Here is a 13,697-nt window from a genome sequence, read left to right as displayed (position 1 = left end):
GCGGTCGACCGTCGACGTTGATGGGCAACAGCATACTTTGCATTAAACCGCGGGGCCGTGGGTCTTTTGCATCTTCCTGAGATGACCATATACGTGGAAATCCGCAGTTTCTTGCGTTATGACGGTAAGCAGCCACGGCCATGCCCTCGCCATCTTCCACAAAGGACAACAGCACTTCGACTCAGATGTACACCATCATGCTTTCAGTCCACTTGGTCGTGCCGTTTTCGGTATATGTCCTGGAGCTTGGCATCTAACTGAACGAGATCGATTGGTTTGGAGAAGTGCTCATCGAATCCGGCGGCGAGTGCCGCCTGCCTATCATGCATGCTGCCGTACCCTGTTACCGCGAGCACGTACATATCGCCGCCACTTGGCAATGCGCGAAGTTTACGAACCAGTGCGTAACCGTCGATTTCGGGCAACCCAATGTCACTCAGCAATACGTCAGGAATACGCTGCTGCACCATACTTAGCGCATCGCGGGCGCGATACGCTGTTCGCACCGTATGCCCGGACATTTCATAATAAAGGGCCAGCGCGTCCGCTGTATCGACACTGTCATCAACCACGATAATATCTAACACCACGTTTGACGGTGTTTCATCATCCTTTCCATCCTTCTGTTCTGTGGGCGTCGCCTGCTTAAGCTTTAGCGTAAATTCGCTTCCTTGCTCTAGGCCCTCGCTTCGTGCGTGCAATGAGCCGCCATGCCACTCAGCTAGGCGTCTAGCGAGTGGGAGTCCGAGGCCCATACCGCCGCGTGTGCGGTCGAGTGAGCGATCGCTTTGACCAAAAATCTGGAAGATTTCCTCCATGTCAGACGCGGCAATTCCAATCCCTGTATCGGACACACACACCGTTACAGTCCCACCGTCGCCTTCGACGTGCACATCCACCTTGCCACCTTCTGGCGTGTACTTAGCGGCATTCATCAGGAGGTTGGCAATAATCAACGGACATTGGACCCGGTCTGCCAGCACCCAAGGTTGATCAATCGACGAGCGGGTCAGGCGATGTCGCCGTTCTGCGAAAAGCCCTTCCGTTATTTCAAGCGCCTGATCTATCAAGTCATCTATCGCCACTGGCTCTAAGTCAAGCTCGATGGCACCAAGCGATACCAACGACGCCGAGAGCAGGTGTTCGACAATTTGGCCCATGTGCCGCACATGCCGCCCAATCAGCTTCTTTGCCCAATTCCGTTGCTGAGCTGAAACCTCAGACCGTCCGAGCACTTGGACGGCGGTCAGAATCGGGGACATTGGTGCGCGCAGCTCATGCGCCAGCATCGCCAAGAACTGATCGCGGCTACGCTGCGCGTCCTCGATCGTCAAAGCAAGCTGCAGTGTCTTCTGTAACAGCAGAGCGACCTGCTCGCCAAGCAATTGCAGCATTTCCAGCTCATGATCCATGGGCTCACGAGAAACGCGATCCTTGATGCATAAGGTCCCCAGCGGCAATCCATCGGGTGAACGCAGTACAAACGCCATGTAGAACACAGTACCGTCGCCGCGCGCGCACTCTGGGTGCGTCCGTATCTCGTCGTCTAGGGTTGCGTCGAAAATTACGACGTTTTCGCCTTTGAGGAGCGCTAGCGCGCACAGCGACTCCGCGTGGGCGACGGCCGTTCTCATGCTGCCCCATGCCGATTTACACCAAGTGCGTGCTCCGTCGACAAAATTGATAAATGCTTGCGGCGCGCGAAAGGCGTGGGCAGCTAATTTGGCAAGTGCGTCGAAATGCGGATCGGCGGGCGTATCGAGGATACGCAAGCTTTCAAGTGCTAACAGGCGCGCAGGGTTGTAGAGCGGGTTCATAGGGAGGATACATCCACAGGTTTTCCATGTTAAGCAACGACTGTTCCCTCCATAAAAGGCATCGGCTTTGCTCAGTGCGGTGGCCAACATCCCAATTCCATCAATTCATGTTTGGAACAGCCCCCTGAATTGCCGGACACGGTCTCTACCTTAAAATAACGGGTAGTCATACGACTGTGTTTAGACCTAACAGCAAGCAGGAAGTGATGAAAGTGTTGATTGGGCCGGAGCGGCGGCGGCGGTGGTCTGCGGAAGAGAAGGCGGCGATGGTCCGGGAGAGTCTGGAGCCGGGTAAGACCGTATCGATGGTGGCTCGCCAGCACGGCGTCAATCCAAATCAGTTGTTCCATTGGAAGAAGCTGTATCAGGACGGAAGCCTGTCGGCGGTGTCCGCTGGCGAAGAGGTGGTGCCCGCTTCAGAGTTGGCGGAGGCGCTCAGGCAGATTCGCGAATTGCAACGACTGCTCGGCAAGAAGACGGTGGAAGTCGAGATTCTGAGAGAAGCAGTGGAGTACGGTCGAGCAAAAAAATGGATAGCGCGCTCGCCATCATTGCCGGGGGACGACCAGTGAAGCAGGTCTGTGATGTTCTCGGCGTTGCGCGCTCGAACGTGTCGGTCAGGCGTGCACGCCCTGCCAGCTGGCAAGACAGGCGCAGCGCGGTGCAGACGGACGATGCGGAACTGGTGGCGGAAATCCGTGAGGCCGTCATCGACTTGCCGAGCTACGGCTATCGACGCGTCTGGGGCGTGATTCGCAGCAACCGGGAGATGCATGGTGCTGGGCCAGTGAACGTCAAGCGCATTTATCGCGTCATGCGCGTTCACGGCCTGCTGCTGCAGCGCCGGCCGAAGCGTCCCACCATCACGCGGCGACACGACGGACGTGTTGCGGTGGCCAGAAGCAATCAACGCTGGTGCTCCGATGGCTTCGAATTCCGGTGTGAAAATGGCGAGCCACTGCGCGTCACCTTTGCGCTGGATTGCTGCGACCGGGAGGCGATGAGCTGGGTTGCGACGACAGGCGGCTACACCGGCAACGATGTTCGTGACGTGATGCTTGCCGCCGTCGAGCATCGGTTTGGCAATGTCGATGCCGTACCGTCTTCGATTGAATGGCTAAGCGATAACGGCTCGGGATATATTGCGCACGAGACACGTGCGTTTGCGAGCGGTATCGGACTCACGCCGCTCACCACACCGGTGTGCAGTCCGCAAAGCAACGGTATGGCCGAGAGCTTCGTGAAGACCATGAAGCGCGACTACGTCGCCTTCATGCCCAAACCGGACGCTGCAACGGCAGTACGCAATCTGGCAGTGGCGTTCGAGCATTACAACGAAAGGCATCCGCACAGCGCCTTGAAATACCGTTCACCTCGTGAGTTCAGGCGCAGGACGGATTCATCAACTCAAGTGTGAGACGGTGTCCGGAAGTACGGGGGCAAATCCAATGTTCATGCGCTATGCCAAAGACTGCAACTGGCCCGATGGGTAGCCCAACAAAAACGGAATTCGATTTAAGGACCAACGGCGCGACGCCAGTGACACAAAGTCCGCCAGCGCTACAATGACAAAGTGCAGTCGGGACAATCCGTAGGGTGCTTGCGCATTAAGAGTAGTATCGATGGAGCGACCGTGCGAATGACAATCTTGCTTGTTGAGGACAGTGAGAACGATATTGAACTTACGCTGCTCGCCCTTGAACGAGCAGGCGTTGAGAACCCCGTGCATGTCGTTCGGGACGGAGTGCAGGCCATCGACTATCTGCGTCGTCAAAACGAGTGGGCCGGCCGTCCTGACATCCATCCTGCAGTGATATTGCTGGATAAGAAATTGCCGAGACTCGACGGGCACGAAGTATTAGCCGCCGTCAAAGCAGATGATCGCCTTCGACATATTCCGATCGTGATGCTTACCTCATCCCGCGAGGAGACTGACTTACTCAAGAGCTACGATCTCGGTGTGAATGCCTACGTTGTCAAGCCTGTGGAGTTTCAAGACTTCATGGATGCGATTCGGGATATCGGCACCTTCTGGATCGTTCTCAACGAAAGCAAACCTACGTCGAATAGATCGTGAGGTTCGTAACTGCCGTGTACGGTCTCCAAGCGGTCCGTTCATCCAGTTAAACTTCACGCGGAAGGAACACTGTGAAAGTCGCGCCGTGCCCTTCCCCCTCGCTTCGTACTTCAATTGTTCCGTTATGGCGCTCGACCAGCGTCTTGACGAGCCAAAGTCCAAGTCCGAGCCCTCCCACACGACCTGACGACTTCGGGCGGATCTGCTCAAAGCGATCGAAGATTGTAGCGATCGATGCAGGCGCGATCCCGCAACCGGTGTCACGCACCGTAATGACCGCCTGCTTTCCCGCATGGGTTACCGACACGTTGATCGCACCGGCATCACAGAATTTGATGGCATTGGTGACCAAGTTCCAGACAATCTGCTTCAGACGTGCTGCGTCGCCCTCGACGATGCTCGGCTCAAGTAACGGCCCTTCCAGCGTCAAACCCTTCTGTTGCGCCTGCGGACGCAGATCGCTGATTATGTCGCGTGCCAGCGTATCCAGGGCCACAGGGGCCAGCTGAATCGACAGCTTGCCCGATACGATCGCACCACTATCCAGCAGGTCGTCGACCATCAATGACAGCTGCTTTGCGTTTCGTTGGATCGTCTCAGTGGCGCGCGTTACGCCGATTTTGTCACCGGAGCGAGCTAGTAACTCCGTCCAGCTAAGGATGACGCTGATTGGTGAGCGTAGTTCGTGAGACACCGCCGTGAGAAAGTGATCCATTGCGCGTGCATTGTCCTCGCTGCGCACGCGTGCCACGCGCTCACTCCCTGCGATGCGCTGCTGCTCCAGTTCCTGCTCCTTGCGCGCGGTAATGTCGAGCGTGAAACCCAGCATATGCGTGGCGTAGCCGTTTTCGTCGTAGCGTGCTCGACCACCGGCCAAAAGCCACCTTGTCGAGCCCATTGTATCGATCACCCGGAACTCGACCTTGTAGTCACGTCGCTCGGCGATCGATGCGATCAATTCACTGCGCGTCCGACGTCGATCCTCCCAGTGGACTAGCTCCGTAAACAGGCGCTTCTCGCTCAGTTCCTCTGCAGGTGGAATGCCCATGTTCAATTTGCATTGATCGGTGCAGACAACCACGCCGGTCGCGATGTCGCGCTGCCATGCACCGACCTTGGCGAAAGCAAGAACCTCGGAGAGATGCTCGCGACTTTCCCTGAGTTGCTTCTCTTTGTCGGCCGCTACAATCTGCCGAAGTTGTGCCTGCGAGCGCAAGCGCGCTTTTTCACGCTGCTCCGCCTCACGTCGTTGCACTCTGGACGTGACGTCGCTCACTCGTAGAACGAAATAGCGACGCCCATCATCGGGAATATCGATAACGCTGGCCTTCAACTTCCAAAAACGCGGCACGAGTTGCTGGCTCTCAGCTGACGACGGCCAGTCCGCGCGGAAGTACGGCGACGATCGTGTCTGCCCTGGCACCAGACCGGCCAGCATAGAGTGGATCCAATCTGCACGGCCGGCGAGTTGAGCGCCATCGCCATATTGGTTCACGTCGAAGATTGAGCGACCTATCAAAGTCTCTTTTGACTGTCCGATCAGCTGGAGATAGGCGTAATTCACAAACACAATTTGATGTTCGCGATTCAACACGACATACGCATCCGCCAGCATCTCGAAAAGAGTGGCGGGGTCGGGCTTTTCGGTCGGTACAGTCGGTCTTGTTCGCTGGTCCATAAAAAGCACTAACGCGCATGCTGGTATTGGTTGGCACACGAGAAGCTATCCAATGCTTGACCACCTCTTGTCCACCTCGTTTCAGTCGAATTTCCCTCGAATGCTCTGATACGAAAATTCTCCACGAATATTGGCTCACATGAAGCGAATCGTCATGCAAAATAGTCGCATAAGCGACTTCCAAGAAAGCGACAAAGATGATTTCGAGAGAAGGTGTGAACGTTCAAGATGTTATCGTGCGCCCCCATCATGATGATAGCTGGCAGGTGGAATTTTTGCGGGCAGCCGGGACCGAGGTGCTGATTTTCGGTGACCAACCGTCAGCCCTTCAGGTCGCTATGCGAGCATGGCCGAACGTTGCGGTCCGCATACTCCCCGCGCATTAAAGATGACTCGCGTGTATGCTGGTAGCGCTATTGCCTAATGCCGTACAACGTCACGAATGAGCTTTAGGAACGGCTCCACCTCAACAGATTTCTCAATCACCAAGTCCGCACGATTACCCGCTCTCACACCATGTGCGGCCGTCCAGAGGATGATGAAGGCATGGCTTAGGGTCTCATCGCGCCGGATAATTGCGCACACCTCCATGCCGTCTAAGCCTGGCACCATAAGATCGCAAACAATGACGTCCGGCCGGTAGACGCGCGCCTTTTCAAGGCCGTCCACACCGTCTGGGGATGTGAAGACAGTAATTCCCTCCGCCTCAAGCACCAGTGACCACACCGCGAGAATGTCTCCCATATCGTCGATCAACGGACGATTGGCTCTTTGCGTTCTGACTGATCGTCCAACCGGGCGACGTTTTGGGTGTTCATTGTGACCTCGCTTGGAACGATTACCGGCAACCATCTTGATATTGGAAGAGCAACGACTGAGCCTCAATCAGACGCCCGAGCCCAAATAAAACGACACGCCGCTCCGCTACAATCGCCGATGCAATTTCGAAGTGCTATCAGAAGAACGATTTCCATCTAACCGCCATATCCGCGGCATAGCTACGGGAGCCGATATCAATCATGATTGCGCAACGCCTTTTACGTGGGTGTCCCCGGCATCATCATTGCCCTTGCATCCACCACCTGCTTCGCGCAGGATTCCGCCCGTTGACCCAGCCGAGTGTTCCGCAACGCTGCGGCATGGTACTTCATGCGTTGCTGACTGCAACTCCGCAGGGCCCCGTCATCGCCGAGTCTCAATCCCAGCAGGATGCAGAATCCCTTGCTGAAACAACCACCGTCCAGGCCGCGCTACAAAACTGCGGCTCCGGCCAGGCCGTCGAACTCGCGCTCGGCCCGGAAAACCACAGCGCCTTCCTTCTCAACCCCATCACCTTGCCGCCCGGCGTCTCGCTGATCATTGACGGTGGTGTCACGGTCTACGCGACGAGAACGCCGGCCAACTACCAGGTGGCTGGCAGCGAATACATCTGCGGCACGACCAAGGTAGGAAACCCGGTCAACGGCGAATGCCAGGCCTTTATCACGCTGGCAGAAAACAGCGGCATCTACGGATACGGCATTCTCGACGGGCAAGGCAGTCAACCGCTCTTCATCGAGCCGCAGACCACTCCGCCCACCACCTGGTGGTCGCTGATCACCGACAAGAAGGGTTGCAGCGGCTGCCAGGAAGAAAGCCCGTTGATGATCTCCGCCGGCAACATCAAAGGGAAGCGCTCCACCAATTCGAACTTCGCGTTCTACAAGTTCACGATTCGCAACCCTCAGTACCATATCGTCGACCTTGGCGGCACGAACCACACCGTATGGGGCGTGAAAATCCAGGCGCCGTGGATCGTGCCCAACACAGACGGCTTCGATGTCCACGCGAGCAATGTCACCATCTACGACACAGTCGTGGCTAACGGCGACCAGGAGATTGCGTTCTCAGCAACGCCCACGGTGGCAACCCAAAAATTACCGTCGACCGCTTTTACGGCTACAGCAAGGGCGGCATCACGATTCTCGTAAGCGACTCGGCTGGGCCAGTTCCTCATTCGTGCGCGCGTGAGGCATGATGGTGATGGTGATGGTGATGGTGATGGCGTGCTGGAATTCATTTAGATCACGGACGATCGTGGACACGATCCATCCAAATCTTCCAGATCTATCCGGTTAAGGTGTAGGCGGAGTGGCCGGCTTCAGTTTGTCGGCCACGTTCCAGGGCAGCAATTCGTCGATGCGTGAGATCTTGTGATCAGCGATGTGGGTCAGGACGTATTCGAGTTAGGCGCGCGGGTTGATCCCATTTAGCTTTGCCGACCCGATCAAGCTATACATCGCGGCGGCCCGCTCGCCCCCGCTGTCGGAGCCGACGAGCAGATAGTTTTTGCGTCCGAGCGCGACACAGCGCAGCGCGTTCTCGGCAAGCACGTTGCTGATCTCGACTTGACCGTCCTCGCAGTAGAATACGAGCGCCGCCCAGTGGTTCAGCGAGTAGTTGATTGCTTTGGCGAGCGCGGACTTCGTCGACAGCGTCGCGAGTTTCGTCCTGATCGTCGCTTCGAACTTCGTGAGTGTTGCCTTTCGCCGTAAAGGAGCCGGGTGTTTTCGGCGTAATGGCGCCAGAGAAAGGCGCCTGTTTCGGGGCTCGAACGGGGATCAAGAATCCTTGTTTTTACCTCCTTTCGCAAGTGCTGATTTATTGCTCTCGGGCATCGGACGAGGGGCGCGATAGCTTTCACCGTCGAGCACGACGCGGTATGCCGCATGTCGCAGGCGATCGAGCGTTGCGGCGCCGAGCATTTTGTTGGTCGCGAATGCGTCGCCCCATTCCGTAAAATCCAAATTACTCGTTAAGACAGTCGATGTATGCTCGTACCTCTCGGCGATCAGATCGTGGAAGTCTTCGTCTTCGGGCGTGCGCATGGGTTTCAGCCCAAAGTCGTCAATGATGAGCAGCGGCACCTTGGCAAGCGCCTAGAAGCGCCGTTCGTAGGAACCCACGGCTTGCGCGTTGCGTAGCGTGCTGAGAAGCCGGGTCTGGGTCATGAACAGGACATCGTGACCTTGCCGGGCGGCCGCATGGCCCAGCGCCTGCGCCAGATGGCTTTTGCCCGTTCCGCACGGACCGGCGATCAGCACGCTGACCTTCTCATCGATGAAGCGGCAGGTCGCGAGATCATGGACGACGGCGCGATTAAGATTGGGGAGCCGGTCGAAGTCGAAACCTTCCAGTGTCTTCTGGCCACGGAAGTTCGCGCGGCGCATGCGGGCGTCGAGCTTTCGATGATCGCGCCGTGCGATCTCGTCCTGAATGAGCAACGTCAAGAAATCGGTATAGGCAAGCTTGCGGTCGATGGCTTCACGGTTGCGTGCTTCGAGCGTGTCGAGGATGCCAGACAGTCGCAATTGCTTAAGGGAAAATGTGAGTTCGGGAATTGGATTCATGTTCAATGGATCAGGAGAGTCTGGGTATCGCGGCAGAAGCGGCCGCCGTGGGTGTAGGTACTCGCGCCCGATTCAATGGGCTCAGTCGACAGCCACGTCTGATCAAGGCCTTTCTGCAGGATCAGCTTGACGGCTTTGTAGCTTGGCGTGCCGAAGTGATTCGCCCGACGGCAGGCCGCCTCCAGGCGGGACGCGCCGAACTGCTGAGCGAAGCGCAGCACGCCCTGTACAGCGCGCAGCTTGATGAGAACCTGATCGCCGAAGAGCGCGTGAACAAGCGCGTAGCACGACGGCCCGATACGCTGCGCTTCTCTCAGGCACCATTGGGTGTCGTGCAGTTGCCAGGCCTGTGCTGCTGGCGGCATGTGATCGGCCACACGGATACGCGTTCCTGGCGCAGTCTGGCGGACATGCGATGCCGACAGTTCGTGCTCGTAGTAGAGCTGCACCATGGTGGCGGTTGCCTTGAGCCATAGATCTTTACCGGCAAGCCGGAACGGCACGGAATAGTAGGCGCGCTCGAATTGCACATGGGCGTCGCGATGGACCTTCACGCGCGCCCAGGTTGCCAGCTCGGGTGGCACATCGGGAAGCGGCCTCAACAGCGCCTGTTCGACATCTTCGAAACGCTTGAGCGGCACCTCGCGCGTCGTGCCATGCGTCCGGGTGCTGGCCTCTTGCATCACCCAAGCTTGCGCTTGCCGGTTGGCGTCGTCGAGATCACGAAATTCGCGAAGAGGAAGGAAGCTCGACTTCACGTATTTAACGCCCGATTCGACAATTCCTTTTTTAGCCGGGTCCCTCGGCGGACACGGATCGATCTTGAACGAATACCCTTCGGCGCATTGCGCATAGGCCCGCTGGACTTCGGGTTCGTAGATACAAGCCTTGACGATGGCGCACTCGGGGTTATCGATGGTCACGCGTCCCACTACGCCATTGAACCATTCGAAGGCGTGACGATGACATAGCAACCATGTGTCGACGCTCTGGTCGCGGACAAACTCGACGTATTGATGCCGCGACCAGCACAAGGTCATCACGAAGAACCACGTCTTGTGGATCTCGCCGGTGTGCGCATCGGTGATGGTCGGACCTGCGCCGAAATCAACCTGCGCGGCTTCTGCAGGTTTGAACTCCAGCCGCATCGGTACGTCCGGCGTGAACTCCGCCTTCAATTGCTGCAACAGCCTGTAGACGGATGAGTAACTTCCCGCGTAGCCGTGATTGCGCACCAGCGCACTGTGAATCGTCGTGCCGGGGACGCCGCGTCATGCCACTGGGCAATCTGTTCGCGCCACGGTTCGGCCGACGAGATACAGCTCGTGGGCAGGAACTCCTTGCGGCTGAACGCTGTAGCAAGCTGCGCGTCATCCGGCAGAGCGTTGTCCGGAGAAAGCCACCCGCGCTCGGTTGCGATCTCCCGCACGGCCGCGAGCTTCTTACGGCCCATGATCTTCGACCGGTCGATATCCCGGTCGGAGTCACCCTGGCGCATTCGCACCAGAACCTGTCGATATTGGTACATCTCGAACTTCCTCTTCAAGCCACCCTCCGGAGCAAATGCGTGCCGGGAGGGTAGCGGTTGGCGAAGTTCGAGCGCCCGACTCAGACGCCCGTGGCGCCTTTATGGCGAAAATCTACTGGCGCCTATATGCCGAAAGACTTGCGGCGCCTAAACGCCGAAAAGTCCCTGGCGCCTTTATGCCGAAAACGGTTTGGCTCCTTAACGGCGAAAGTTCACATCCTGCGGAATGCGGCGAGCCGGATCTGGGGATGTACGCCTTTGCGATTCGACGAGAAGTCGAACCATACTGCAGCCGGCTCAGTCGAGCCCGAGCGGTGATCGTCACGCACGTAGACCCAGAAGCGACCGGTCACCGTCTTTCCGTTGCCTGGCGCGAGCACCGCAACCGGTGTGTCGTCGACGTGTACTTCGCCGGCGACCAGCACGTAGCGCTGGATTGCTTCAACAAGCGGCCCGCAGAGCTCGGCGATCTGCCCGATCCAGCGGCCCATGCTGGCGCGATCCAGCGTCACGCCGTCGCGTGCCGCAATCTCCGATTGGCGATACAGCGGTTGGTGATCGGCGAACTTCGATACCGCAATGTCGGCCAGCAGGCTCGGATGCGCGATGCTGTGCTCGATCGGCAGGCTGGGCATCGCGGGCTGTTCGATGTGACCGCAGTCAGGACAGCACAGCTTGTGACGGATCGTGCGGATCACTTTGAACGCAGCCGCCACGCGCGCGAGCTGTTCGGAGACATCCTCGCCGAGTCGCTGCATCGTTGTCGCACACTTGGGGCAAGCCGGATTCGGCGTGAGTTCGATTTCATCGCGTGGCAAGTGCGGCGGCAGCGGCTCTCGCGTGGGCGCTCGACCGGGCGGCGCTGTCGACGTCTTGTCTCGGTGTCCTCGCGTCTCGGCCGCGCCCTGACCGGCCGTCAGGTCTTCCAGCTGCGCCTCGAGTTTATCGATCTGCCGGGCCAGTTTCTCGGACTTGCTCCCGAAGTACATCCGTCTGAGCTTGTCGATCTGCGCCTTCAGGCGTTCGATTTCGTCGTCCCGTGCGGCGATCTTCCGCACCATGTTCTCGATCGACGCCTGCTGCTCGAGCACCAAAGCCTGGAGCTCAGCGACGGTGGTGGGAAGCGGCGCATCTCTGGACATGCGTCGCAGTTTACGAGCCTTCGATCTGGTTTACAACATCAACAGAGCAGCGGTGCGTTGCGGGTGTCGCCAGTCGATGCCTTCGAGGAGCATCGACAGCTGTGCGCTCGTCAGATGGATCTTTCCACCGTCGGCCTGGGGCCAGATAAACCGGCCTCGCTCCAATCGTTTTGCGAGCAGCCAGAGGCCATCGTCGGTCGCCCAAAGCAGCTTCACGAGATCGCCGCGGCGGCCGCGGAAGATGAATACGTTGCCACCCAGCGGATTCTCTTCGAGCGCTGTCTGCACTTTCGCGGCCAGCCCCTGGAAGCCGCAGCGCATATCGGTCACGCCGGCCACGAGCCAAACGCGCGTACCTGCCGGCAGCGCGATCACTTCAGGCATTCCTGCAGGAACGCTTCAGCGCGCTCGGCAGACAGGCCGCGAATCCTCACACGCCGTTTGCCAATCTCCACCTCGATTTCGCACACGGGCGTCGGCATCGGTACGCCGCTCGGCGCTTGCGACGCCATTGCAGGCTCCGGCGGCTGCAGTACCAATGCCGAGTCGATCACCTCGACGCTCAGCAGATTCATGCTGGGCACGCTCGGCGCGGCTTCGAGTGCAGGGACGGCCAGCTTACCTTCACGGTATTGCTTGCGCCATCCGAACACCACATTGGCGTCGATGTCGTGCCGTCGCGCGAAAATCGACACCGACATGCCGGGTTCCAATGTCTCCCCGATCACCTGCTGCTTGAATTCTTGCGCATACGTGCGACGGGGATGCGTACGGCCCGCTGCGTTCGACATAGCTGACTGTCTCCGTCAATCTGAACGCGCCCATCATGCATCGAGAAATTCAGTACTGTGAAACGGCCGTGCCGAGTCGCTTACGTTGAAGCATCGCCGCGAAACTCTTGGCGAAATCGCGCAAGTGGCGCGCGGCTTTCCCCTCCTCCGCTCCGGAGCGATTCGCCTCCGCTTGCTCGATGACGGGCGCAAGCTCTTGCGCTGCTCGCGCGCAATCTCGCAGGCCTGCGGCCACCGAAAGGCATGGCGTGGACAAAATGCGGTTGAACGCTTCCTCAAGGCGCAGAGCGCCCTGCGCGCCGTGCCCGCCTCGTCGATTTGCGTTCCGAAGGGCGGCCAGAGACGCCGCCCGAAGCGCTTCGATTTCTCGCTCTTCTTCGCGCAGGCTCGCGCCCGCTCGCTCGGCCAACTTTCTAGCGTCGCGAAGCTCCGCGAGCATCGCCCGCAAATCAACGCTTTCTTCTTTCATGTCCGCTCGCTTTTGTGGGAAAAGGCGCGGCCATCTCTGCCATCGCTGTCGTCAACGTGTTGTCGGCCCGGCCGCCCGCATCTTCAGCTCGCGCTCCGCCTTGCCTGAAACGCCCGACGGCTTATTTGAGCGATGGCTCTAGTCGGCGCTCGGTGTGCGATTGCGCACTGCTCTGGCTGGCTTGCGACGCGAAACTCATTGAGCGCCGAGGGCAGTTTGGTGTCGAAAACATTCAAAAACCCAAAAAGAAAACGAAAAGAAAATGTGTTTCCCGACAATCTGGCGGGCTGCGGCCCAGCGCGCCAAGCGCGCCTTGTCCATGAACGCCGACGACGCGGCGGACGCCGCCGCGCCGAAGGAGGCGCGACGCCCCGATGGACCCGAGCCGGCGTCCTCCATCGAATACCGGGAGTCGCATCGCGGATTTTCGATTCGAGTCTTCTCCAACAACGACGGCTCCTTCTCGGTTCACGTGGAGGGCGGACGCGGCGAAGACGCCGCGAAAATCGAGAAGCGTCTCGCCGACGTAGGCGTTTCCATCGCGCAAAAGTTTCCATCGTTCGAGCGCGCGATGCGGTCCGTCGAGCTCGCAAAGCGCGCGATTGGCCCGTTTGCCGTGGATCGCGGCGACTGACGTTCTTGCTTGCGCTATCCTTTCGGAGACCTGCAAAGCCAACAGCATTGAGCCGTACCAATACCTCATCGCGTTGTTCAAAGGTCTACCGCACGCGCACACCGCCGACGACTACGAGGCTTTGCTGCCCTGGTGACTGAACCCAACCATGGCCTGACGCATGTCGCATGGC

11 protein-coding genes and 5 pseudogenes are annotated in these 13,697 nt (G+C 58.6%); 6 read left to right on the top strand and 10 right to left on the bottom strand.

Annotated elements, in window-relative coordinates:
* Positions 1–203: 203 nt before the first annotated feature.
* The gene (locus tag ACYQ47_RS19265; RefSeq protein ID WP_459906470.1) at positions 204–1,817 is read right to left on the bottom strand and encodes a hybrid sensor histidine kinase/response regulator; all 1,614 of its coding nucleotides are present in this window, start codon (positions 1,815–1,817) and stop codon (positions 204–206) included.
* Between the two features lie 206 nt (positions 1,818–2,023).
* Between ACYQ47_RS19265 and ACYQ47_RS19260 the strand changes: the two genes are divergently transcribed.
* Both ACYQ47_RS19260 and ACYQ47_RS19255 read left to right on the top strand, forming a co-directional pair.
* A protein-coding gene (locus ACYQ47_RS19260; RefSeq protein ID WP_459906469.1) for an IS3 family transposase occupies positions 2,024–3,234 on the top strand; the annotation gives its coding sequence in 2 pieces (ribosomal slippage) (positions 2,024–2,339 and positions 2,339–3,234; 1,212 coding nt in all).
* Positions 3,235–3,456: 222 nt separating this feature from the next.
* Positions 3,457–3,894: a response regulator gene (locus ACYQ47_RS19255; RefSeq protein WP_459906244.1), complete on the top strand. Its 438-nt coding sequence runs from the start codon at positions 3,457–3,459 to the stop codon at positions 3,892–3,894.
* Between the two features lie 46 nt (positions 3,895–3,940).
* Here ACYQ47_RS19255 and ACYQ47_RS19250 read toward each other — a convergent pair whose 3' ends face one another.
* On the bottom strand, positions 3,941–5,572 hold the full coding sequence (locus ACYQ47_RS19250; RefSeq protein ID WP_459906245.1) for a PAS domain-containing sensor histidine kinase: 1,632 nt from the start codon (positions 5,570–5,572) through the stop codon (positions 3,941–3,943).
* A gap of 420 nt (positions 5,573–5,992) precedes the next feature.
* On the bottom strand, positions 5,993–6,328 hold the full coding sequence (locus ACYQ47_RS19245) for a response regulator (RefSeq protein ID WP_459906468.1): 336 nt from the start codon (positions 6,326–6,328) through the stop codon (positions 5,993–5,995).
* 350 nt (positions 6,329–6,678) lie between these two features.
* Here ACYQ47_RS19245 and ACYQ47_RS19240 point away from each other — a divergent pair, with 350 nt between their 5' ends.
* Positions 6,679–7,542: a glycosyl hydrolase family 28 protein gene (locus tag ACYQ47_RS19240; protein WP_459906467.1), complete on the top strand. Its 864-nt coding sequence runs from the start codon at positions 6,679–6,681 to the stop codon at positions 7,540–7,542.
* Here the strand turns inward: ACYQ47_RS19240 and ACYQ47_RS19235 are convergent.
* The 7 genes and pseudogenes from ACYQ47_RS19235 to ACYQ47_RS19205 form a co-directional block, all read right to left on the bottom strand.
* A complete protein-coding gene (locus tag ACYQ47_RS19235; RefSeq protein ID WP_459906466.1) occupies positions 7,528–7,656 on the bottom strand; it encodes a hypothetical protein in 129 nt (42 codons plus the stop codon). The genes ACYQ47_RS19240 and ACYQ47_RS19235 overlap by 15 nt on opposite strands.
* A 30-nt stretch (positions 7,657–7,686) precedes the next feature.
* A pseudogene (locus ACYQ47_RS19230) lies at positions 7,687–8,046 on the bottom strand (IS66 family transposase); the annotation flags it as partial.
* 126 nt (positions 8,047–8,172) lie between these two features.
* Positions 8,173–8,961: pseudogene (gene istB / locus ACYQ47_RS19225) on the bottom strand (IS21-like element helper ATPase IstB).
* A gap of 2 nt (positions 8,962–8,963) precedes the next feature.
* Positions 8,964–10,489, bottom strand: a pseudogene (gene istA / locus ACYQ47_RS19220) (IS21 family transposase).
* Positions 10,490–10,713: 224 nt separating this feature from the next.
* Positions 10,714–11,631 (bottom strand): annotated as a pseudogene (tnpC, locus tag ACYQ47_RS19215) (IS66 family transposase); the annotation flags it as partial.
* Between the two features lie 30 nt (positions 11,632–11,661).
* Entirely contained in the window at positions 11,662–12,015 is a 354-nt protein-coding gene (gene tnpB, locus ACYQ47_RS19210) for an IS66 family insertion sequence element accessory protein TnpB (protein WP_409014990.1), read from the bottom strand.
* On the bottom strand, positions 12,003–12,422 hold the full coding sequence (locus ACYQ47_RS19205; RefSeq protein ID WP_459906465.1) for a transposase: 420 nt from the start codon (positions 12,420–12,422) through the stop codon (positions 12,003–12,005). Before ACYQ47_RS19205 ends, tnpB begins: the two co-directional genes overlap by 13 nt.
* 85 nt (positions 12,423–12,507) lie before the next feature.
* On the opposite strand from ACYQ47_RS19205, the gene ACYQ47_RS19200 reads away from it, so the two are divergent.
* The 3 genes and pseudogenes from ACYQ47_RS19200 to ACYQ47_RS19190 all read left to right on the top strand — a co-directional run.
* On the top strand, positions 12,508–12,999 hold the full coding sequence (locus ACYQ47_RS19200; protein ID WP_459906464.1) for a hypothetical protein: 492 nt from the start codon (positions 12,508–12,510) through the stop codon (positions 12,997–12,999).
* A 211-nt stretch (positions 13,000–13,210) separates the two neighbouring features.
* Entirely contained in the window at positions 13,211–13,525 is a 315-nt protein-coding gene (locus tag ACYQ47_RS19195) for a hypothetical protein (RefSeq protein WP_459906463.1), read from the top strand.
* A gap of 19 nt (positions 13,526–13,544) precedes the next feature.
* Positions 13,545–13,661, top strand: a pseudogene (locus ACYQ47_RS19190) (transposase domain-containing protein); the annotation flags it as partial.
* Between the last annotated feature and the right edge of the window lie 36 nt (positions 13,662–13,697).

Source organism: Caballeronia sp. HLA56, from assembly GCF_054655155.1.
Note: the sequence above shows the minus strand (reverse complement) of the source record. Positions and strands in the feature narration are given on the sequence as shown.